We start from the raw sequence: 20348 nt of genomic DNA, 5'->3' as shown, positions 1-20348 counted from the left end.
CATGAGCGACGACGCACGCGGCACCGGGCCCGATCGCGCCCGCGGCTACGCGCCCGGCAACAACCCGGCGGATCCGAACGAGCATCGGCACGGCGACGTGGTGCACTCGCACCCGCACAAGGGCCCGCACGAGCACGGCGACGACTACGAGTACGACGAGTCGCACGACCCCGACGACCCGCGCGCGCCCGACCGGCGCTGACGCCGGCGGTTTCGCGCTCCCCTTGCAGATCTATGGCGCGCGCCGTATGCTGACCCTTGTCAGATCCAGGGGAGAGCACGCGTGCCGACCGAGCTGCCGTTCAAGCGGGGCGCCATCGAGCTGTTGATCCTCAAGACGCTGTCGTGGGGGCCGATGCACGGCTACGCGATCGCGAAATGGATCCAGGACACGGCCGACGACGCGCTGCGCGTCGAGGAAGGGTCGCTGTACCCCGCGCTCCATCGGCTGGAGAACAAGGGGCTCGTCACGACGTCGTGGGGCCTCTCCGAGAACAACCGGCAGGCCAAGTACTACGCGCTCACCCCCGCCGGCCGCCGGTCGCTGCGCGAGGAGATCGAGACGTGGGTGCAGTACGCCGCCGCGATCACGAAGGTCGTCACCGCGACGCGCCAGCCCGCCTGAGGCGACCGTGCGCCTGTCCACCGTGCGCCTGCCGATGCTCCGCCGCTTCTGGGGTGCCGACCCCGCGCGCGACGTCGACGAGGAGCTCGCGTTCCACATCGAGATGCGCGTCGCGGAGCTCGTGCGCTCCGGCGTGAGCGAGGCCGACGCGCGAGAGGCCACCATGCGACGCTTCGGCAGCTACGCGCCCGTGCGCGACGAGTGCGAGAGCCTGAGCCGCGAGCGGGTCGAGCGGGCGCGCCGAGTCGAATGGTGGGACGCGCTGCGGCGCGACCTCGCCGTCGGCGTGCGCGGGCTCCGCGCGAACCCCGGCTTCGCGCTCGTCGTCGCGCTCACGCTCGCCGTCGGCATCGGCGCGACGACGGCGGTCTACAGCGTCGCATACGGCGTGCTCCTGCGCCCGCTCCCGTACCGCGACCCGGACGCGCTCGTCCGCCTCTGGTCGCGCAACCTGGCGCACAACCTCGAGTTCTTCTCCGTGTCGGCGCCGGACTTCCTCGCCTGGCGCGAGGAGCGGGGCGCGTTCCTGCGGATGGGCGCGTTCATGCGGCAGCGCGAGGTCACGCTCTCGCGCGGCGGCCGCGCCGGCGCGCCGGAGCTCGTCGACGCCGCGGCGGTCATGCCGGACGTGTTCGATCTGTTAGGCACCCCGGTCGCGCTCGGCCGCCGCTTCCGCGCCGACGACGCGCGGCCCGGCGCGGCGCCCGTCGCGCTCCTCGCGAACGATCTGTGGCGCTCGCGCTTCGGCGCCGACTCCGCGGTGCTCGGCGCCGACATCGTGCTCGACGGCCGCAAGGTCACGGTCGTCGGCGTGATGCCGCCGCGCTTCTTCGTCCCCGGCACGCCGGCCGAGGTGTGGACGCCGCTGTCGATGGTCGGCGCGAGCGACGATCCGGGGAACCGCGAGCTGCGGGTGCTCGCGCGGCTCGCGCCGGGGATGACGCGCGAGCGCGCGGTGGCGCGGCTGAACGTCGTCGCGGCGCAGCTCGCGCGCGCGACGCCGGGGACGCGCCGCGGCTGGGACGTCAACTCGCGGCCGATCATGGAGGTCGTCATCGGCCCCACGTTCGGCAAGGCGATGCGCGTGCTGCTCGGGGTCGTCGGGTTCGTGCTGCTCGTGGCGTGCGTGAACGCGGCGAACCTCCAGCTCGCGCGCGCCACGGCGCGCCGCCGCGAGATGGCGCTGCGCGCGTCGTTGGGCGCGTCGCGCGGACGGCTCGCGCGGCAGCTCGTGACGGAGAGCGCGCTGCTCGCCGCGTTAGGCGCCGCGGCCGGCGTGGGGCTCGCCGCGGCAGGGCTCGCGCTGCTCCGTGCCGTCGGCGACACGACGGTGCCGCGCCTCGAGGACGTGAAGCTGGACGCGCCGGTGCTCGCCGTCGTCGCGCTCGTCGCGCTGGGCAGCGTGGTGCTGTTCGGGCTCCTCCCGGCGCTGCACGCGGCGCGCGCCGACGCGGGCGCGGTGCTGAAGGAGGGCGCGCGCGGCGGCACCGAGGGCGCCTCGACGGCGCGCGCGGCGCTCGTCGTCGCGGAGGTGGCGCTCACGCTCGTGCTCCTCGTCGGCGCGGGGCTGCTCGGGCGGAGCTTCGTGCGGCTGCAGCGCGTGCCGTTAGGCTTCGACCCGGCGGGCGTGTCGGTCGTGTCAGTGCGTGTGCCGGACGGGGCGCGCGACGACTCGGTGCGCGCGGCCGCGTTCCGCGCCGCGATGCTCGAGGCGGTCGGGCGCCTCCCCGGCGTGACGGCGGTCGCCGGGGCGAGCTCCGTCCCGTTCGGCGGGCCGAACACCGGCCGCGCCTACGCGCGCGCCGACCGCCCCGCGACGCAGGGCGACTCCCCCGACGCCGACTACCGCGTCGTCACGCCCGGATACTTCCGCACGATGGGCATCCGCCTCGTGCGCGGCCGCGACCTCGCCGCGACCGACGACGCGACCGGTCCGGGCGTGGCCGTCGTGAGCGAGACGCTCGCCCGGCGCACGTGGCCGAACGAGGATCCGATCGGGCGCACGATCCGATTCGGCGACGTCGTCGCGGGGCCGGTGTTCACGGTCGTCGGCGTGGTCGGCGACGCCCGCTACATGTCGCTCGAGCAGACGGAGGTGCGGCCGATGCTGTACTTCTCGGCCGCCGCGTTCCCGCGCCCGCCGCTCACGCTCGTCGTGCGCGGTGCGGACGCGGCGTCGCTCGCGCCCGCGGTGCGCCGCGCGATCGCCGCGCTCGACGCGTCGCTCCCGGCGCCGACGGTGCAGCCGCTCGCGGATCTCGTGCGCGAGGCGACGACCACGGCGCGGTTCGCGGCCACGCTGTTCGGCGTGTTCGCGGCGACGGCGCTCGCGCTCGCGCTGATCGGCATCTACGGCGTGACGTCGTACGTGGTGCGTCTCCGCACGCGCGAGATGGGCATCCGTGCCGCGCTCGGCGCCCCGCGCCGCGCGATGCTCGGCAGCGTCGTCGGTGGCGCCGCACGGCTCGCCGTCGCGGGGATCGCCATCGGCCTGCTCGGCGCGGCGTGGCTCTCGGGCGCGCTCGCGTCGCTGCTGTTCGAGACGAACGCGCGCGACGCGCTCACGTACGCCACCGTTGCATTCCTGCTGCTGCTCGTCGCGCTGCTCGCGAGCCTCGTCCCGGCGCGCCGCGCCATGCGCGCGGATCCGTTGCTCGCGCTGCGGGCCGAGAACTGAGGAGGACGTGGGGCGAGGCTGCTCGAATTTGAACCGCAGAGGGCCGCAGAGGGCCGCAGAGGTGCCGCTTTTTGTTGAACCACAGAGGACACGGAGGACACGGAGGAGAACCACTTCTCGTTGGTTTCCTCCGTGTCCTCTGCGTCCTCTGTGGTAAAAGAGCCGTTGTCGTTCTCTGCGGCCTCTGCGGCCCTCTGCGGTTCGATGCAAAGCGCCAGTGCTCCGCGGGATGGACGCGACGCCACCGGGTCGCCTGACCCATGCCTCGTGACTCGCGACACGGCATCCTCCAGGCGTCACCTCACGCCATCACGCCACCGAGGAAGCCGTCCATGTCCAGCACCGCGACCGCCGCCGTCATCGTGCCGCCTAACGGCGGCCGCGCCGTCAAAGCGTTCGGCAACGAGATCCAGTTCAAGCTCACGAGCGAGGCGACCGCGGGAGCGCTCGTGCTCGGCCTCGCCACCATTCCCGCGGGCTCGGCCGGTCCGCCGATGCACGTGCACGATCACGAGGACGAGCTGTTCATCATCGTCGAGGGCGACTACCGCGTCTGCGTCGAGGGGAACTGGAGCGAGGCCGGGCCGGGAAGCGTCGTGTTCCTGCCGCGCGGGCTCGCGCACACGTTCCACGTGGCCGGTGACCGCGCCGGCAAGCACTGGGTGCTCACGAACGCGGCCGGCTTCGACCGCTTCTACGCGCACAGCGCCGAAGCGCTCGCCCAGCCCGGCGCGCCCGACTTCGCGGTGCTCGGCGCGATCGCGGCGGCGCACGGCTACCGCTACGTGCGCGCCGCGGGGGCCGTCTGAATTGAACCGCAGAGGACGCAGAGGGCCGCAGAGGAAAACCATTCGTTGTTGGTTTCCTCTGCGGCCCTCTGCGTCCTCTGCGGTTCAATGATTCGCGCTAACGCTCACCCGCCAGGAACCGCTCCACCGCCGGCCACACGACGTCCGGCCGCTCGGCGTAGGCGAAGTGTGCCGCGCCCGGAACCCGCAGCAGCGTCGCGTTAGGCAGCGACGTCGCCCACTCGGCCACGAGGTCCATCGGGATCGCGTCCGCCTCGCCGTGCACGACGAGCGTCGGCACGGCGAGATGCCGCAGCGCCGGGCGCAGGTCCCAGTCGCCGTACGACGCCATCACGACGCGGTTCGTCGTCTGCAGACCGTACCGGATGCCGCGCGCGTCGGACGCGCAGAGATCCGAGCGCAGGGTCGTGCGCGCGTCGGCCAGCCGCGGGGGAAGTGCGGCGCCCCAGTACTCGCGGCACGCCCGACGGATCGCCGCGTCGTCCGCGTTCGCGTCGGCGAGCACGCGCCCCGCGGCGGCGAGTCGCGCGCGCGCGGCGCCGTCGAGCCGCGACGCCATCGCGTCGCCGAACCGCTTCCAGAAGTCGCCGCGCGCCGGCGGCACGGGGCCGAAGAACACCATGCGCTTCACGCGGTCCGGGTGCGCGATCGCGTAGCTCGCCGCGAGCAGCGGCCCGTACGAGTGCGCGACGAGCGTCGCGCGTGCGAGCCCGAAGTGATCGCGCACCGCGTCGAGGTCGTCGATCTGCTGCTGCGCGCCGAGTCGGGTCGTGTCCGTGGGCAGCTCCGAGCGGCCGGCGCCGCGCTGGTCGTAGAAGATCACCGTGTGTCGCGCGGCGAGCGGCGCGAAGTCGCCGGCGATGCTCTCGAGGTCCACGCCCGGACCGCCGTGGATCGCGATCACCGTGTCGGCCGCGGTGCCCACCACACGGTAGTGCAGCCGCGCGCCGTCGGCGGTCGTGAAGTCGCCGTCCCGGGACGGCTGCGCGAGCGCGGCCACGGCCGCGGCACGCGCGACGAGGCGCCAGATCATCTCGGAGATCCTCCCGCGAGCCGCGCGGCCCGCATCGCCAGGTAGTCGCGCTCGGGAACGCTGGCCGTGCGCGCCGCCGCGGCCCGGTAGTGTGCCGCCGCGCGCTCGGCGTCGCCCGCCATCTCGTGCAGATGCGCGCGCACCGCGTCGAGCCGGTAGTGCCCCGCGATGCGCGCGTCGGCGTCGAGCGCCGCGAGCCGCTCGAGCCCCGCGGCGGGACCGCGCACCATCGCCGTCGCGACGGCGCGGTTCAGCGCGACCATGGGGTTGTCGCCTAACCGTTCCAGCAGCTCGTAGAGCCACTCGATGCGCGTCCAGTTCGTCTCCGTCACGCTCGGCGCCGCGTCGTGCTCCGCGGCGACGGCGGCCTGCAGCACGTACGGGCCGATCACGCCGCCGGCCATCGCGCGGCCGACGAGCGCGGTCCCCTCGTCGACCTGTGCGCGGTTCCACAGCGCGCGGTCCTGCTCGTCGAGCGGGATCACCTCGCCGTCGGGGCCGGTGCGCGCGTCGCGGCGCGCGTCGGTGAGCAGCATGAGCGCGAGCAGCCCCGTGGCCTCGGGATCGTCGGGGAGCAGCGCGTGCAGCATGCGCGCGAGCCGGATCGCCTCGTCGGCGAGATCGTCGCGGTGCACGGCGGGGCCCGAGGAGCTCGCGTAGCCCTCGTTGAAGATCAGGTACAGCACGTGGAGCACGGCGCCGAGCCGCTCGTCGCGCTCGGCGTCGTTAGGCAGCGCGAACGGGACGCGCGACGCGCGGATGGTCGCCTTCGCTCGACTGATGCGCTGCGCCGTCGTCGCCTCGGGGACGAGGAACGCGCTCGCGATCTCCGCCGTCGTCAGGCCGCCGACGGCGCGCAGCGTGAGCGCGATCGCCGACGGCGGCGTGAGCGAGGGGTGACAGCACATGAACAGCAGCACGAGCGCGTCGTCGTGCTCCACGTCGATCGTCGCGTCGGGCGGCGGCACGAACGCGAACTCCGCCCACGGCGCGCCCGCCACCGCGTCCTCGCGCCGGCGACGCGCCATCTCGCTCCGCACCTGGTCGGTGAGCCGCCGGACGGCGACGTGATAGAGCCAGCCGCGCGGGTTCGCCGGGACGCCCTGCGTCGGCCACTGCGCCGCCGCGGCGATGAGCGCTTCCTGCACCGCGTCCTCCGCCGCCGCGAAGTCGTGGTGCCGGCGCGCCACGGCGCCGAGCACCTGCGGTGCGAGATCGCGCAGCAGGCGCCCGAGCGTGGGGTCGAACGCGTCCGTCACGTTGGTCGGCCGTCAGAGGTCCGTCGGGGGCGCGCTCATGATCTGCCGCACCTCGATCGGCAGGATGAGCGGCTCGCCGCCCGGCCCCGGCGCGGTGGAGGCCTTCGCCGCGATCTCGTAGGCGCGCTCCGGGCGGTCGACCTCCACCATCCAGTAGCCGACGAGGAACTCCTTCGACTCGGGAAACGGCCCGTCGGTGACGGGGACGCCGTTCTTGCCGGCGCGCACGATCTTCGCCTCGCCCGGCGGCGCGAGCCCCTCGGCGCCGAGCAGCTCCCCGGACGCCGTGAGCTCCTGGTTGAGCCGGCGCATGAAGTCGATGTGGGCGCGGAGGTCCTCGGGGGCCCAGGAGGTGATCTGGTAGTCGCCCGTGCCGCGCGGCGCGTTCATCATGAGCATGTAGCGCATCGTGGTCTCCTGAGAGGTTCGACAGGAAGTCGGAGCCGACCGCGCGCGCTCGACATCCGTGCGAGAGTAACTTCTCCGGCGTTCCGCGTCCGGGAAACCGTCGGTTCCGCCAGCCCGTAGGTCCGCCATGCAGCAGCCCACCCCCGCCCCCACACCGACGCCGGCCCCCTCCCCGGACGTCGTCCCCGCCATCGCGCCCCCGGCGCCCCCGCCTGCGCCGCGCGCCGCGAGGCCGTCCGCGGTGGCCCTGCCGGACGGGCCGCTCCCGCTGGACGGGCTCCCGAAGAACGCGCAGGAGCTGCGTGGGCTGCGCGAGCGGCGCGAGATCCTGCGCGACCAGCTCGAGCGGGCCACGAACCGCCGCGGGCAGCTCGTGCGCACGCTCGACGCCCAGGGCGACCAGGCGCTCCCGCAGGAGGCGCGCACCGGCGTCCAGCAGCGCCTGGATCTGCTCGACGCCCGCATCCTCCAGCTCGAGCGCGACCAGGCGGTCACCGAGCGGCTGATCGCGAACGCGCCGCCGGGCGTCATCGCCCAGACGAGCTTCGAGGACAACCGCGAGGGGCAGCGCGTGAGCGAGGACGACGCGGCCGGGATGGCCGTCGGCACGTTCACGCTCGGCGTCTTCCTCACGCTCGCGTTCGTGGGCCTGCGTCGTCGCCGCGCCCGCAAGCGCGCCCGCGCGGCCGGTGGCGCGCCGCTCGCCGCCACGCCCGCCGACGACCAGCGCATCGCGCGGCTCACGCAGGCCGTGGAGGCGATCGCCGAGGAGGTGGAGCGGATCGGCGAGGGTCAGCGCTTCGTGACGAACCTCCTCGCGTCGCGCCCCGACCCGATGGTGACGGCGCCGATGGAGGCCGATCGCCGCTGACCGAGCCCGATGTCCGGCGGGACGGAGCTCGCGCGTCGTAGATCCGACGGCAGCTTCCACCGACTCCCCCGACATCGCGAGGTCCGCCACGATGAGCCAGTTCGTCTTCCTCTATCGCTCCACGCCGGAGGGCCAGCAGGAAGCGCTCGGCACCCCTGAGCGCGCCCAGCGCAGCCTGCAGGCGTACATGGCGTGGATCCACGAGCTGGAGGCGGGCGGCCATCTCGCGGCGCGCGGCCAGCCGCTCGAGCGCACGGGCGCCGTCGTGCGCGGCAGCGCGGTCATCGACGGTCCGTACGTCGAGGCGAAGGACATCGTCCTCGGCTTCATCGTCGTCGAGGCGACCGATCTCGCGCAGGCCACCGAGCTCGCGGCGCGGTGCCCGATCGCCCAGGGCGGCGGGTCGGTGGAGGTTCGGCCGGTGATGCCGTTGGCGATGTGAGCTGCGTGGCTGCCGACGACAGACCAACCCTCCGAGGACCCCCTCATGCGCAAGATCATCGCGTTCGACCGCGTCTCCGCCGACGGCTACTTCTCCACGCCGGACGGGAAGCTCGACTGGACCGTGAACGACGAGCAGCTCGACCGCGACACCGGCGGCCGCGCCGGCGAGCCGGGCGCTGGGACGATGCTGTTCGGGCGGCGCACGTACGAGATGTTCGAGGCGTTCTGGCCGCACGTGCTCGACGCGCCGACCGACCCGCACCACGCCGGCCGCAGCTCGCCGGCGATCCGCGCGATGGCCGAGTACATCGACGCGGCGACGAAGATCGTGTTCTCGAAGACGCGCGCCGACGTGACGTGGACCAACTCGCGCCTGCTGCGCGACGTCGACCCCGCCGAGGTCGAGGCGATCAAGAACGGGCCGGGGAAGGACATCATGATCTTCGGCAGCGGGTCCGTGGTGTCGCAGCTCAGCGCGCACGGGCTCGTGGACGAGTACCACTTCGTGGTGGGCCCGCTGCTGCTCGGCGACGGACGGCCGCTCGTGCGCGACGTGGGCAAGCAGGTGCGGCTCGAGCTGCTCGAGGCGAAGCCGTACCCGTCGGGCAACGTCGTGCTGCGCTACGCGCTCGCTCGTTAGGCGGCGGCCGTGCTCGACGAGCACCTCTTCCGGCACGAGTCGGGACGGATGATCGCGGCGCTCACGCGCGTGTTCGGCGTGCACAACCTCGCGCTCGCCGAGGACGTGGTGCAGGACGCGTTCTGCCGCGCGCTGGAGGTGTGGAAGGCGCGCGGCGTGCCCGAGAATCCGGCGGCGTGGCTCATGGCGACCGCGCGCCACCGGGCGCTCGACGTGCTGCGGCGCGAGCGCACCGCGCGCGCGGCCGCGCCGGAGCTGTCTCGGCGGGCGGACGAGGCGTGGAGCGGCGTGGACGAGGCGTTCGAGCCGCACGCGATACGCGACGAGCAGCTGCGCATGATGTTCTCGTGCTGCCATCCGCGGCTGTCGCAGGACGCGCAGGTCGCGCTCGTGCTGAACGTGCTGTGCGGCTTCGGCGCCGCGGAGATCGCGAGCGCGTTCCTCGTCGGCCGCGCGGCGATGGAGAAGCGGCTCGCACGCGGCAAGAACGCGCTCGCCGCGCAGCGGCGGCTGTTCGACCTCGCCAACGCCGACTTCGCGCCGCGGCTCGACGCGGTGCGGCGCGCGCTCTATCTGCTGTTCAACGAGGGGTACCACGGCGCGGGCGAGCGCGCGGTGCGCGCGGATCTCTGCGGCGAGGCGCTGCGCCTCACGACGCTGCTGCTGGAGCACGCGTCCGCCGCGACGCCGACGACGCACGCGCTCGCGGCGCTCATGTGCCTCCACGCCGCGCGCCTCCCCGCACGCACCGACGCCGCCGGCGATCTGGACGCGTCGGCCATCCGCGACCGTGCCGCGTGGGACGCGCGCCTCGTGGCCGAGGGACTCGCGCATCTGGACCGCGCGGCGGCCGGCACGGAGGTGTCGGCCTATCACGTGGAGGCGGCGATCGCCGCCGCGCACGCGAGCGCGCCCGACGCCGCGTCGACCGACTGGGCGACGATCGTCGCGCTGTACGACCGACTGATGGTGATCGCGCCGTCGCCCGTCGTCGCGCTGAACCGCGCCATCGCCGTGGCCGAGCGCGACGGCGCGGCATGCGGGCTGGCGGCGCTGCACGCGATCACTGACCGCGAGCGGCTCGCCGGCTACCCGTTCTACGCCGCGGCGCTCGGCGAGCTGGAGCTGCGCGCGGGGAATCGCGCCGCCGCGCGCGAGCACTTCACCGCGGCGTTAGGCACCGCGCGCAACGAGGCGGAGCGACGGTTTCTCGAGCGGCGGATCGCGGACTGCGCGTGAGTCGAGCCGCAGAGGGCCGCAGAGGGCCGCGGAGGCTGGCCTTTCGAATCGAACCACAGAGGACACGGAGGACACGGAGGAAACCAACTTCTCTTGAAAGGTTTCTCCTCTGTGTCCTCCGTGTCCTCTGTGGTAAAAATCAGTCGACGTTCGCCGCTCGACCTGCTCGTCAGGGAATGATGCCGCCCGGCGGCTTCGCGCCGGCGCCGCTCAACGACACCACGCTCGGGCTCCCGGCGGCGTTGTGCGCGATGGTGATCGTCGCCGTGCGCGTGCCGATGCGAAGCGGCTCGAAGGTCACGTAGAGGGTGCACGAGGTACCCGGGGCGAGCGTGGCCCCGCTGCACCCGTCGTTCCAGATCCCGAAGTCGCCCGGGTTCGCGCCGCCGAGCGTCGCCGACGCGATGACGAGCGGCACGTTGCCGGTGCTCGTGATCTTCACCGGACGTCCCGAGGTGGCGGTGCCGAGGTACAGCGTGCCGAAGCCCATGCTCGTCGGGGTCAGGCTGAGCGCGGGGGTGGGGACGTAGCCGGTCCCGGTGAGCGTCACCCCGTAGGGACCCACCGGCGCGTTGCTCGAGATGGACAGCCACCCGTACTGCGTGCCGCTGGCGGTCGGCGTGTACCAGACGGTGATGGTGCAGCTGTCGTACCCCGCGAGGACGTAGGGGCAGTTGTTCGTCTGCGCGAACGGCGCATTGGCGATGATCGGGCCGAGGTAGAGCAGCCCGCCCCCGTTGTTGGCGACGACGACGGTCTGCGCCGCGCTGGAGGTGCCTAACGCCTGGGGCGCGAACGTCAGGTTGTCGGTCGAGAGATAGACGACCGGCTGCACCGACGAGGGGGCGTAGTCGGCCGACGCGCGCGCGGCCGGCGTACGATGCGGCGCGGTGGCGCCGTCGTCGGCGCACGCGGCGGCGACGAGCAGGGCGAGCGAGAGCGGCGCGCGGGCGCGCCGACGAATGGGGCCGGCGAATCGATCGAGCCACGACATGAGAGAGCTTCCGCGTTGGACGGTGATCGGGTTGTGGGGGGCTAGCGGTTTCACGCGCCCACGCCCCGATCCGTCTCACGGCGTCACCCGTCCCAGAGCGCCCCGCGGTCCACCTCGTCGAGCGTCCGGCGCCCCGTGAGCTGCATCGCCATCTCCAGCTCCGCGCGCAGGATCTCGACGACGCGCGTCACGCCGTCGGCGCCGAACAGCGCGAGGGCGTAGCAGTATGGCCGGCCGACGAGCACCGCGCGCGCGCCGGACGCGAGCGCCTTCAGCACGTCGGTGCCGCGGCGCACGCCGCCGTCGACGAGCACCGGCACGCGGTCGCCGACGGCGGCGACGACCTCGGGGAGCGCGTCGATCGTCGCCGGGAGCGTGTCGAGGTTGCGGCCGCCGTGGTTCGACACGATCACGCCGTCGGCGCCCGCGTCCACCGCGAGCGCGGCGTCGTCGGCGGTGAGAATGCCCTTCAGCAGCAGCGGCACGCGCGCGACGGAGCGGAGCCACGCGACGTCGTCCCACGTCACCGACACCGCGCGGTGGATGTCGGTGATCGGCCGTCCGCCGCGCTGCGCCATGTACGGCGCCGTCACGCCCTCCGGGAGCCCGAAGCGCGCGCGCGTCTGGCGGTCGCGCGCGCCGAGCACCGGCGTGTCCACCGTGACGCAGAGCGCGGTGCAGCCGGCGCCCTCCGCGGTCGCCACGATGTCGCGGTTCGCGTCGCGCGTGGGCTGCACGTAGAGCTGGAACCAGAGCGGGGCGCGCGCCACGGCGGCGATCGCCTCCAGCGGTGTGGTGGTGGCGCCGCTCACGACCCACGCCGCGCCCGCCGCGCCCGCGCCGGCCGCGGTGGCGAGCTCCCCCTCGGGGTGCATCGCGCGGTGGTACGCGGTCGGCGCGAGGAGGATGGGGAAGGGGAGCGCGGTGCCCAACAGCGTTAGGCGCGTGTCCACCGCGGCGACGTCGCGCAGCACGCGCGGGCGGAGGCGCAGGCGGTCGTACGCCTCGCGGTTCCAGCGCACGGTGTGCTCGTCGGCGGCACCGGACGCGAGATACTCGTACGTCGTGGCGGGCAGGCGGCGGCGCGCGAGCTCCTCGAGCTCGGGGAGGCTCAGGACGTCGTGCGCCGTCGGACCGCCGGTCATCCCTGCGGCTTCAGCTCGCAGTTGAACATCCAGTTCACGCCGAAGCGGTCGACGAGCATGCCGAACCGCGCGCCCCAGAACGTGTCCTGCAGCGGCATGGTGACGGTCGCGCCCTCGCTCATCGCCGCGAAGATCCGCTCGATCTCGTCGACGCTGTCGCAGTCGACGTTGACGTGCACGTTGTTGCCCGGCGTGAACGCGTGGCCGGGCATGGTGTCCGAGGCCATGAGCACCGCGGCGCCGCTCGCGAGGCGCGCGTGCATCACGCGCTGCTCGGAGCCCGGCGGGCCGGGGACGTGCGCGTCGGCGAACGTCTGCATCTGCAGCTCGCCGCCGAGGCACCGGTGATAGAACGTCATCGCCTCGCGGGTGCCGCCGTCGAAGTTGAGGTAGGGCTGGAACGCCTTCATCCGCGGTCCTCCGGGTGTGGGGTGACGAGTCGGGAAAGGTACACGCGAGGCGTGGCTCGTCACGCTTCTCTTGACTTCCGACAGGAGCGGCCGCACGTTCCTGTCGAAACCCGACAACAGAGCCCATGACCCCGCTCCCGCCGTCGCCGCCGTCCGACGTCCTCCGCGGCACGCTCGACCTGCTCGTGCTGAAGACGCTCACGCTCGAGCCGATGCACGGCTGGGGGATCAGCCAGCGCATCCAGCAGTTCTCCGAGGGCGTGCTCGACGTGAACCAGGGGTCGCTCTACCCGGCGCTCCAGCGGCTGGAGCAGAAGGGCTGGATCGACAGCCGCTGGCACACGACGGAGAACAACCGCCGCGCGAAGTACTACTCGCTCACCGCCGCCGGCCGTCGGGCGCTCGGCGCGGAGACCGACAGCTGGCGACGCTACGTCGCGGCCGTCGACATGATCCTGCGCATCGTGTGACCGCCATGAGCCGCCTGAAGGGAATCGCCGCGCGTGCCCGCGCGCTTCTCCACCCGCGCGACGTCGGCCGGGAGCTCGACGAGGAGATCCGCCACCACCTCGCGCTCGAGACGGAGAAGAACGTGCGCCTCGGCATGGCGCCCGACGAGGCGCGCCGGCGCGCGCGCCGCGACTTCGGCTACGTCGAGCGCGTGCGCGAGGACCACCGCGCCGTGCGCGGCGGACGCGCGCTGCACGACGCGGCGGCGGACGTGCGGCTCGCGCTGCGCGCGCTGCGGCGCCGCCCGGGGCTCGCGCTCGCCGCGACGTTCATCCTCGCGTTAGGCATCGGCGCGAACGCGGCGATCTTCTCCGCGGTGAACGCGGTCATCCTGCGGCCGCTACCGTTCGCCGCGCCGGGACGGCTCGTGATGCTGTGGGAGGAGAACCCGGAGAAGGGGTGGTACCGGCAGGTCGACGCGCCGGCGAACATCCTCGACTGGCGCGAGGGGGTGCCGGCGTTCGCCGACGTCGCCGCGTACGGGGACGGCGCGTCGTCGGTCACGCTCACGGGGCAGGGGGAGCCGACGCTGCTGCGCGCCGGCACGGTGACGGGCAACTTCTTCGCGCTCCTCGGCGCGCGCGCGCGCGCCTCGGCCGCACGTTCGTCGACGCCGAGACGTGGGAGACCGGCACGCGCGTCGCGGTGCTCGGCGAGCGCGCGTGGCGCGAGCGCTTCGGCGCCGACCCGCGCATCGTCGGCCGCACGCTGGTGCTCGACGGCCAGCCGACGCAGATCGTCGGCGTCGTGCCGTCGAGCGTCGTGCTGCCCGACGAGTCGACCGACCTGTGGCTTCCGTCAGCGTGGAAGCCGAGCGATCGCGCCGACGAGTCGTTCCGCCGCGCCCACTACGCCCGGGCGATCGCGCGGCTCAAGCCCAGCGTGACGCTCGAGCAGGCGCGCGCGCAGCTCCAGGTCGTCGTCGAGCGGCTGAAGCGGCAGTACCCACGCACGAACCGCTACATGGGCGCGGGGATGACGCCGCTGCAGGAGTTCCTCGTCGGCGACACGCGCGTGCCGCTGCTCTTCCTGCTCGCCGCGGTCGCGCTGCTGCTGCTCATCTCGTGCGCGAACGTCGGCAACCTGCTGCTCGTGCGCGCGGCGGGGCAGGAGCGGGAGCTGTCGGTGCGCCTCGCGTTGGGCGCGACGCGCGGCCGCGTCGTGCGGCAGGCGATCACCGACAGCCTCGTGCTGTCGGCCATCGGCGGCGCGGCGGGGCTCGCGGTGGGATGGGCCGCGACGCGCGCGCTCGTCGCGCTCCAGCCGGCGGGGCTGCTGCGCGTGCGCGACTTCGGCCTCGACTGGTCGGTGCTCGTCTACGTCGTCGCGATCACCGCGGCGAGCGGGGTGCTGTTCGGTGTCGCGCCCGCGCTGTGGGCCGGGCGGCGCCGTCCCGCCGCGACGCTGCGCGAGGGCGGCCGCGCGGCGAGCGCCGGCCCGCGCGCCTCGCGGTGGGCGAGCGCGCTCGTCGTCGCCGAGGTCGCGATGTCGCTCCTGCTCGCCGTGGGCGCCGGGCTGCTCGTGCGCAGCGTGCGCGCGCTCGACCGCGTGCCGGCCGGGTTCGACGGCGCCGGCGTGCTGGCCGTCACGCTCGCGCTGCCGAGCGTGCGCTACGACACGCCGCAGAAGGTGCGCGCGTTCTACGACGAGCTGACGACGCGCGCCCGCGCGCTTCCCGGCGTCGAGCGCGTCGCGCTCACGCTCGTGCCGCCGCTCGCCGGCACGGGGTGGACGAGCGACTTCGTGGTCGCGGGGCGTCCGGCCGGAGACTACGGCACCGAGGTGGCGCACGGCATCGCGTCGCCCGACTACTTCCGCACGCTGCGCATCCCGGTGCTGCGCGGCCGCGCGTTCACCGCGGCGGACGCCGACGGCGCGCCGAAGGTGGTGGTGATCAACGACGCGCTCGCGCGCTCGTACTTCCGCGGCCAGGATCCGGTGGGGCAGCGCATCGCGTTCGACAAGGTGCCCGACTCCACCACGACGTGGTACACGATCGTCGGCGTCGTGGGGGACCAGCACCAGCACGCGCTCGCCGAGGCGCCGCAGATCCAGGTGCTCTACCCATTCGCGCAGGCGCCGAACGAGTACATGACGCTGCTCGTGCGGGCCGGCTGCCGGGAGTGCGATCCCACGCGGCTCGCCGCGCCGGTGCGGCGGCTCGTGGCGCAGCTGGACCGCGACCTCCCGATCCGCGAGCTGCGCACGGTGGCCGAGATCCGTGCGGCGTCGCTCGCGCGGCAGCGGTTCCTCATGACGCTGCTCGTCGCGTTCGCCGCGGTGGGGCTCGTGCTCGCGGTGGTCGGCGAGTACGGCGTGGTCGCGCAGCTCACGCGCCGGCGCATCCGGGAGATGGGGATCCGCGTCGCGTTAGGCGCCCGGCCGACGCAGGTGCAGTGGCTCGTGGTGCGCGCCGGGCTGCGGCTCACGGCGGCCGGCGCCGCGCTCGGCGTCGCGGCCGCGCTGCTCGTCGCGGGCGCCCTGCGCGGGCTGCTCTTCGGCGTGCCGCCGCGCGACCCGGTGACGTTCGGCGGCGTGCTGCTGCTGCTCGTGGCGACGGGCGTCGCGGCGTCGTGGGTGCCGGCGCGGGCGGCGAGCCGCGCGCAGCCGGTGGACACGCTGCGCGCGCAGTGAGTCGTGGCCGTGCCGGACTCCACGTACGTGTTTCTGTAGGACTGAAGAAGGACTGAAGGAGGACTGAAGAAGGAACCTTTCAAGTGTCCTGCTTCAGTCCTTCTTCAGTCCTTCTTCAGTCCTTCTTCAGTCCTATTGAAGCTCGTACGTGGAGTCCAGGACTGCCACGATGATCACCGTGGCGCGGTGAGCTTCTGGATATCGCGCCATTTCACGAGCACGACGTGGTTCTCGTCGAGCGCGCGCCGGAACTCGGGGCTCGTGACGACGTCGTAGTCGCGCTGCCGCCACGCGGAGCCGTACGGCTCGTGGTTCACCATGACGGCCTGCAGCTCGGCGTCGTCGTGGCCGAGGTGCACGATCATCTCGGTGAGGCCCGGCTTCAGCGACTTCACGGCGTCGACGTAGAACTGCTTCCACCGGTCGCGCGGTACGTTCTCGTCGGCCATCACGACCGCATCGGGGATGACGTCGCGCTCCGCGAGTCCCGCCGCCGTGAACGCGGGGACGCGCAGGCCGAGGAACGGCAGGCCGTACTCGTGGCCCAGGCGCACGATCACGGCGATCATCTCCGGCGTCGTGAACAGGGAGCCCATGTGGCTGTCGATGTGCGTCGGGCGGATGCCGACGCGCAGCGCGGCCTCGATCTGCGCGCGCACCTCGCGCTCGGCCTCGGCGGGCGTGGCGTGCGCGGTCACGAGCGGCGTGTCCTTCCACAGCGTGCCGGCGGAGTCGACGAGGCCGCGCACCGCGTCGCGCGAGGCGAGCGGGCCCCAGCGATACGTCTCCCACTCGCTCGTGAGCGTGAGGTGCAGCCCGATGTCCGCGTCGGGATGCGCGCGCGCGTACGCGGCGACCTCGGTGACCCACGGCGTCGGCATCATCACGCTCGCCGACGACACCGCGCCGCGGTCGAGCGCATCGAAGCTCGCCGCGTTCACCGAGTGCGCGACCCCGAGGTCGTCGGCGTGCAGGATGAGGAGCTTCGCGTCGCGCGGGTAGCCGAGGCGCTCGGCGACGGTGGGCTGTGCCGACGCCGCCGCGGCGAGCAGCATCGATGCGAGGGCGATCGAGAGTGGGCGCGATGTCATCGAGTCTCCCGGGAACGGCGCGCTACCGGCCTCGCAGCGCGGCGTCGATGTGCGGCACGATGCGGTCGTACGCGGCGAGCAGTTCGGGCTCCATCACCACGAGGTCCGAGAAGTACACCTCGGCGGCGCTCGCGAGCCCGTCGAAGTTGTCCCAGCGGGGGAGCAGGTACATGGACTGCGTGACGCCCTGCGAGAGCTGCGCGTACGCCTGCTGCTTGTTGTACACGCGCGACAGCTCGACGGCCACGTCGGGCGGCACGTACGACAGCGCCTGCGCGCTCATGGCGAGATCCCACGCAGTGTGCTCGAACGGCACCCCGCGCAGCCCGCGAAGGTGCACGTCGGCCACGTTGCGCGTCGCGTGGCTGGTCGACAGGTACTTCCGCAGGTCGCGCAGGGTGGTGACGTGGTAGTCGCGCACCGCGGCGACCGCGGCGCGGTTGGCCGCGATCTCCGCGCGGAACCGCCGCAGCGTCTCGCGCGCGAGCGCGCGATGGCTCGCATTCTCGCGCCACTGGTCCCCCGCGAGGCCGAGGAACACGCCGGCGGCGATGAGCAGGACCTCGAGCGCGAGACGGAGCAGCGGCCGTGCGTGCTGCCGGTCCGCGAGGGGAGCGGTGTCGTCCGACATGCGACGCCTAATGCCCGCGCGCCTAACGCGTCTCGGGACGCACCACCTGCTCGCGGCCGTCCTCGTTGCGAAGCTTGAGCGAGGTCGCCGTCCCCTTCGCCTGCAGGATGACGTACGTGTCGCGCGTCCCCGTGGGGCCGGCGAAGCTCAGCCCCGCGGTCTCCTCCGACGCGCCGATCTTGACCGAGGGGCGGCCGCGCTCGGTGATGAGTCGGAGCAGCACCGTCTCCGCGGATCCCGGCGCGCTCGGCGGCAGCACACCGAGGCTCGCGCGCACGCGTCCCTGCGCGTCGACGATCTCGAGCGCGCGGGCGCGCACGACGGGCGCGACGTCCTGCGCGGCGCGGGCCGCGGCCGGGCGCGCCGTCAGCACGAGGTTGAGCGCGAGCAGTGCCAGGTTCGCGAGCGTGAGCGCCGCGAGCAGACGCCGTGTCTCCATGAGAGCCTCCGTCTGGCCGGTGTCGGACCGCGCCGCTACGTTAGCGCCGCTCGCCGCCCACCGTGAGCCTCGCGCCCCTCGCCGATGTCCACCCCGCGGCAGCGCGCGTGCGTCCTCGGCGCGGGCGGATGGCGACCGTGTACCTGGCGGGAGCGGATGCGCGGGGCCGAGAAGCGTTAGGCAGCCGTCGGGCGTTCATGCCTCGTACGTCGTCTCCCCGCCGACCACCGTCCGGACGATCGCGACGTCCTTGATCTTCTCCGCCGGGACGGCGTGCGGGTCGTCCGCGAGCACCACGAAGTCGGCGAGCTTGCCCGCGGCGATCGATCCCTTGAGCGCTTCCTCCTTCGACGCCCACGCGCCGTGGAGCGTGTTGATGCGGATCGCCTCGTCGACCGTCACGCGCTGGTTCGCGCCCCACGTCGTGCCGTCCCACCCGGTGCGCATCACCATCCCCTGGATCCCCATGAGCGGCGCGAACGGCCCGGGCGAGAAGTCCGAGCCGGCGGCGGCCCTGATGCCGGCGTCGAGCATCGTCCGAAAGGCCATGCACCGCGTCATGAGCTCCGCACCGTAGAACGGGAACTTGTCGGTGTTGTAGTACGCGTACGTCGTGAACATCGCCGGGACGGCGCCGAGCGCTTTCATGCGGCGTACGAGGTCGGCGTTCACGAGCGTGCAGTGCGTGATCTTGGGGCGCGCGTCGGCGCGCGGGAACGCCCGCTGCGCGCGCTCGAACGCGGTGAGGTACATGTCGATCGCCACGTCGCCGTTCGCGTGGCAGTTCACCTGGATGCCGGCGCGGTGCACGCGCTCCACCCACGCGTCGAGCTCGGCCTGCGTCTCGGTGACGTTTCCCTTGTACGTCGTCCCCGCGTACGGCACGCTCATCGCCATCGTGCGCTCGGAGAACGAGCCGTCGACCGTGTGCTCCGACGTCGCGCCGAACCGGATCCACTCGTCGCCGAAGCCGGTCAGGATGCCGCTCGCGAGCATCGCGTCGAGCACGCGGCCGCTCGCCTCGTAGCTCACGCGGTGGTGCAGGTCGCCGCGCGCGCGCACGTCCTGCAGCGCGGCGAGGTCGCCCCCTTCGTGGTGCACGCTGGTGAGGCCGTAGCGCGCGAACTGCTTGGAGATGTGCGCGAGCCCGTCGCGCTCGCGGCGCGCGGCCTCGGCGGGGCCGTACGTGGGGCGTCGGCCGACGTTGGCGAACACGGCGCGTGCGCGGTCGGTGACACGCCCGTTCAGCGCGCCGCTCGCGTCGCGGTCGAACGTGCCGCCGGGCGGGTTCGGCGTGTCGCGCCCGACGTGCGCGAGCTCGAACGCCGTCGTGTTGTAGAACGACGTGTGCCCGCCGCGGTGGTTCACGACGACCGGGTGCTCGGTGGACACGCGGTCGAGGTCGCGCACGGTGAGCGGTCGGCCGTCCTTCAGCTTCGTGTCGTCGTGGAAGTAGCCCGCCACCCAGGTGCCCGGCGGCGTCTCGCGCGCGCGGGCGCGCAGCTTCTCCACGATGCTGTCGATGGTGACGAACTCCACCTCGAACGGATTGCCGACGAGCACCTCGTAGAGCAGCGTCGTGCCGCCGGCGTGGTTGTGGCAGTCGATGAACCCGGGCACCACGGTCATGCCCTTCGCGTCGATCGCGCGCGTGCGCGGTCCGGCGAGCGAGCGCACGTCGGCCGAGCGTCCCACGGCGACGAAGCGGCCGCCGCGCACCGCGAACGCCTCCGCCGTCGGCAGCGCCGCGTCCATCGTGTGGACCTTCGCGTTGAACAGCACGAGGTCCGGATCGATGCTGCGGTCGACGAACGCGGCCGGTGCCGCGCGGAGCGCGCGAGGCGATCCGACGGCGGCGAGCGCGGTGAGGCCGAGGAACTCTCTGCGGGTCCGTCGGTCGGTCATGATGGTCGCTCCTTCAGTCCTCCTTCAGTCCCACGACCACTCGTGCGTGGAGTCGTCCATGGCGTCAGTCCTCGCGTCGCGCGACGCGGTCGCACAGCGGGAGCCACCGGTCGTGCGGCCGCCACTCCCACGTGATGGTCTGCGTGCGTCCGTCGTCGCTCAGCTCCACGCGCGCGCGCTCGCGCAGCCCGGTGAACGTCCACACGCGCCCGTCGACGGTGACGTCGTAGTGGCGGTGAAAGCCGTGGTTCTCGAAGGTGCGCGCGAAGTGGTGGCCCGTCGCCTGGTCGACGCCGAGCACGCTCAGCGTGTCGAACGGCGCGCCGCCGACGACCGCGCGCTCGTCCTGCACGACGAAGAACTCGCCGGTGTGCCAGCGCGCCGTGTGCGTGCTGACCCACGGCGCGACCGCCCCCCTCGGATCGTCGGGCGACTGGGAGGGTCCGCCGTACGAGTCGCCCTCGGCGCGCCACCGGCCGAGGAAGACGGCGAGCGCGTCGTGCTGCGGACCGCGGATCGGTGGGGTCTCGCTCTCGTCGATCGCCATGGTACCTCGCGGGTCCGGGGGAAGGCTGGCCTAACGT

21 protein-coding genes and 1 pseudogene are annotated in these 20348 nt (G+C 73.5%); 11 read left to right on the top strand and 11 right to left on the bottom strand.

From position 1 onward, the window contains the following. Position 1: 1 nt before the first annotated feature. From J421_RS03265 to J421_RS03250, 4 genes are all read left to right on the top strand, one after another. Complete coding sequence (locus J421_RS03265; protein ID WP_025409735.1) at positions 2–202, top strand: hypothetical protein; 201 nt, start codon at positions 2–4, stop codon at positions 200–202. Between the two features lie 81 nt (positions 203–283). After that, positions 284–625, top strand: a complete 342-nt coding sequence (locus J421_RS03260; RefSeq protein WP_025409734.1) for a PadR family transcriptional regulator — start codon at positions 284–286, stop codon at positions 623–625. Between the two features lie 7 nt (positions 626–632). Continuing rightward, on the top strand, positions 633–3302 hold the full coding sequence (locus tag J421_RS03255; RefSeq protein ID WP_025409733.1) for an ABC transporter permease: 2670 nt from the start codon (positions 633–635) through the stop codon (positions 3300–3302). Between the two features lie 332 nt (positions 3303–3634). Next, positions 3635–4111: a cupin domain-containing protein gene (locus tag J421_RS03250; protein WP_025409732.1), complete on the top strand. Its 477-nt coding sequence runs from the start codon at positions 3635–3637 to the stop codon at positions 4109–4111. A gap of 97 nt (positions 4112–4208) precedes the next feature. On the opposite strand, the gene J421_RS03245 is transcribed toward J421_RS03250, so the two are convergent. The 3 genes from J421_RS03245 to J421_RS03235 are packed head-to-tail and all read right to left on the bottom strand — an operon-like array spanning position 4209 to position 6811. Continuing rightward, entirely contained in the window at positions 4209–5144 is a 936-nt protein-coding gene (locus J421_RS03245) for an alpha/beta fold hydrolase (RefSeq protein ID WP_025409731.1), read from the bottom strand. Continuing rightward, positions 5141–6403 carry an RNA polymerase sigma factor gene (locus J421_RS03240; RefSeq protein ID WP_025409730.1) on the bottom strand — a complete coding sequence of 421 codons (1263 nt, stop codon included), beginning with the start codon at positions 6401–6403 and terminating at the stop codon, positions 5141–5143. Before J421_RS03240 ends, J421_RS03245 begins: the two co-directional genes overlap by 4 nt. A gap of 12 nt (positions 6404–6415) precedes the next feature. Next, complete coding sequence (locus tag J421_RS03235; protein ID WP_025409729.1) at positions 6416–6811, bottom strand: YciI family protein; 396 nt, start codon at positions 6809–6811, stop codon at positions 6416–6418. A 241-nt stretch (positions 6812–7052) separates the two neighbouring features. On the opposite strand from J421_RS03235, the gene J421_RS03230 reads away from it, so the two are divergent. The 4 genes from J421_RS03230 (at position 7053) to J421_RS03215 (ending at position 10005) form a co-directional block, all read left to right on the top strand. After that, positions 7053–7682, top strand: a complete 630-nt coding sequence (locus J421_RS03230) for a hypothetical protein (RefSeq protein ID WP_025409728.1) — start codon at positions 7053–7055, stop codon at positions 7680–7682. Between the two features lie 91 nt (positions 7683–7773). After that, on the top strand, positions 7774–8124 hold the full coding sequence (locus J421_RS03225; protein ID WP_025409727.1) for a YciI family protein: 351 nt from the start codon (positions 7774–7776) through the stop codon (positions 8122–8124). Positions 8125–8169: 45 nt separating this feature from the next. Continuing rightward, the gene (locus J421_RS03220) at positions 8170–8766 is read left to right on the top strand and encodes a dihydrofolate reductase family protein (protein ID WP_025409726.1); all 597 of its coding nucleotides are present in this window, start codon (positions 8170–8172) and stop codon (positions 8764–8766) included. Between the two features lie 9 nt (positions 8767–8775). Further along, positions 8776–10005 (top strand): RNA polymerase sigma factor, encoded by a 1230-nt coding sequence (locus tag J421_RS03215; RefSeq protein ID WP_104022192.1) that lies wholly within the window; start codon positions 8776–8778, stop codon positions 10003–10005. Positions 10006–10174: 169 nt separating this feature from the next. Here J421_RS03215 and J421_RS03210 read toward each other — a convergent pair whose 3' ends face one another. The 3 genes from J421_RS03210 to J421_RS03200 all read right to left on the bottom strand — a co-directional run bounded on the left by J421_RS03210 (position 10175) and on the right by J421_RS03200 (position 12554). Then, the gene (locus tag J421_RS03210) at positions 10175–10999 is read right to left on the bottom strand and encodes a choice-of-anchor D domain-containing protein (RefSeq protein WP_025409725.1); all 825 of its coding nucleotides are present in this window, start codon (positions 10997–10999) and stop codon (positions 10175–10177) included. Positions 11000–11082: 83 nt separating this feature from the next. Then, positions 11083–12144, bottom strand: a complete 1062-nt coding sequence (locus J421_RS03205; protein ID WP_025409724.1) for an alpha-hydroxy acid oxidase — start codon at positions 12142–12144, stop codon at positions 11083–11085. Beyond that, a complete protein-coding gene (locus J421_RS03200) occupies positions 12141–12554 on the bottom strand; it encodes a VOC family protein (protein WP_025409723.1) in 414 nt (137 codons plus the stop codon). Before J421_RS03200 ends, J421_RS03205 begins: the two co-directional genes overlap by 4 nt. A 125-nt stretch (positions 12555–12679) precedes the next feature. On the opposite strand from J421_RS03200, the gene J421_RS03195 reads away from it, so the two are divergent. The 3 genes and pseudogenes from J421_RS03195 to J421_RS03180 all read left to right on the top strand — a co-directional run bounded on the left by J421_RS03195 (position 12680) and on the right by J421_RS03180 (position 15698). After that, on the top strand, positions 12680–13024 hold the full coding sequence (locus J421_RS03195; protein ID WP_025409722.1) for a PadR family transcriptional regulator: 345 nt from the start codon (positions 12680–12682) through the stop codon (positions 13022–13024). A gap of 5 nt (positions 13025–13029) precedes the next feature. After that, a pseudogene (locus tag J421_RS33800) lies at positions 13030–13218 on the top strand (permease prefix domain 1-containing protein); the annotation flags it as partial. 221 nt (positions 13219–13439) lie between these two features. Further along, positions 13440–15698 carry an ABC transporter permease gene (locus J421_RS03180; protein WP_104022189.1) on the top strand — a complete coding sequence of 753 codons (2259 nt, stop codon included), beginning with the start codon at positions 13440–13442 and terminating at the stop codon, positions 15696–15698. A 173-nt stretch (positions 15699–15871) separates the two neighbouring features. Here the strand turns inward: J421_RS03180 and J421_RS03175 are convergent, their stop codons facing one another. From J421_RS03175 to J421_RS03155, 5 genes are all read right to left on the bottom strand, one after another. Next, positions 15872–16789 (bottom strand): polysaccharide deacetylase family protein, encoded by a 918-nt coding sequence (locus J421_RS03175; RefSeq protein WP_201773089.1) that lies wholly within the window; start codon positions 16787–16789, stop codon positions 15872–15874. A gap of 22 nt (positions 16790–16811) precedes the next feature. Continuing rightward, a complete protein-coding gene (locus J421_RS03170) occupies positions 16812–17420 on the bottom strand; it encodes a hypothetical protein (RefSeq protein WP_025409718.1) in 609 nt (202 codons plus the stop codon). A 22-nt stretch (positions 17421–17442) separates the two neighbouring features. Next, on the bottom strand, positions 17443–17859 hold the full coding sequence (locus J421_RS03165; protein WP_025409717.1) for a hypothetical protein: 417 nt from the start codon (positions 17857–17859) through the stop codon (positions 17443–17445). Positions 17860–18054: 195 nt separating this feature from the next. Then, on the bottom strand, positions 18055–19764 hold the full coding sequence (locus tag J421_RS03160) for an amidohydrolase (RefSeq protein ID WP_025409716.1): 1710 nt from the start codon (positions 19762–19764) through the stop codon (positions 18055–18057). A 64-nt stretch (positions 19765–19828) separates the two neighbouring features. Next, positions 19829–20311 (bottom strand): DUF1579 family protein, encoded by a 483-nt coding sequence (locus tag J421_RS03155; protein WP_025409715.1) that lies wholly within the window; start codon positions 20309–20311, stop codon positions 19829–19831. Positions 20312–20348: the final 37 nt, after the last annotated feature.

It is taken from the genome of Gemmatirosa kalamazoonensis (genome assembly GCF_000522985.1).
GTDB lineage: Bacteria > Gemmatimonadota > Gemmatimonadetes > Gemmatimonadales > Gemmatimonadaceae > Gemmatirosa > Gemmatirosa kalamazoonensis.
This window is presented reverse-complemented; position numbering and strand designations above follow the sequence as displayed.

Excerpts from the sequence above, each read along its gene's own strand:
- J421_RS03265 (WP_025409735.1), top strand. The coding sequence starts at position 2 with ATGAGCGACGACGCACGCGGCACCGGGCCCGATCGCGCCCGCGGCTAC.
- J421_RS03250 (WP_025409732.1), top strand. The coding sequence starts at position 3,635 with ATGTCCAGCACCGCGACCGCCGCCGTCATCGTGCCGCCTAACGGCGGC.
- J421_RS03245 (WP_025409731.1), bottom strand. The coding sequence starts at position 5,144 with ATGATCTGGCGCCTCGTCGCGCGTGCCGCGGCCGTGGCCGCGCTCGCG.
- J421_RS03235 (WP_025409729.1), bottom strand. The coding sequence starts at position 6,811 with ATGCGCTACATGCTCATGATGAACGCGCCGCGCGGCACGGGCGACTAC.
- J421_RS03225 (WP_025409727.1), top strand. The coding sequence starts at position 7,774 with ATGAGCCAGTTCGTCTTCCTCTATCGCTCCACGCCGGAGGGCCAGCAG.
- J421_RS03220 (WP_025409726.1), top strand. The coding sequence starts at position 8,170 with ATGCGCAAGATCATCGCGTTCGACCGCGTCTCCGCCGACGGCTACTTC.
- J421_RS03210 (WP_025409725.1), bottom strand. The coding sequence starts at position 10,999 with ATGTCGTGGCTCGATCGATTCGCCGGCCCCATTCGTCGGCGCGCCCGC.
- J421_RS03205 (WP_025409724.1), bottom strand. The coding sequence starts at position 12,144 with ATGACCGGCGGTCCGACGGCGCACGACGTCCTGAGCCTCCCCGAGCTC.
- J421_RS03200 (WP_025409723.1), bottom strand. The coding sequence starts at position 12,554 with ATGAAGGCGTTCCAGCCCTACCTCAACTTCGACGGCGGCACCCGCGAG.
- J421_RS03195 (WP_025409722.1), top strand. The coding sequence starts at position 12,680 with ATGACCCCGCTCCCGCCGTCGCCGCCGTCCGACGTCCTCCGCGGCACG.
- J421_RS03175 (WP_201773089.1), bottom strand. The coding sequence starts at position 16,789 with ATGACATCGCGCCCACTCTCGATCGCCCTCGCATCGATGCTGCTCGCC.
- J421_RS03170 (WP_025409718.1), bottom strand. The coding sequence starts at position 17,420 with ATGTCGGACGACACCGCTCCCCTCGCGGACCGGCAGCACGCACGGCCG.
- J421_RS03165 (WP_025409717.1), bottom strand. The coding sequence starts at position 17,859 with ATGGAGACACGGCGTCTGCTCGCGGCGCTCACGCTCGCGAACCTGGCA.
- J421_RS03160 (WP_025409716.1), bottom strand. The coding sequence starts at position 19,764 with ATGACCGACCGACGGACCCGCAGAGAGTTCCTCGGCCTCACCGCGCTC.
- J421_RS03155 (WP_025409715.1), bottom strand. The coding sequence starts at position 20,311 with ATGGCGATCGACGAGAGCGAGACCCCACCGATCCGCGGTCCGCAGCAC.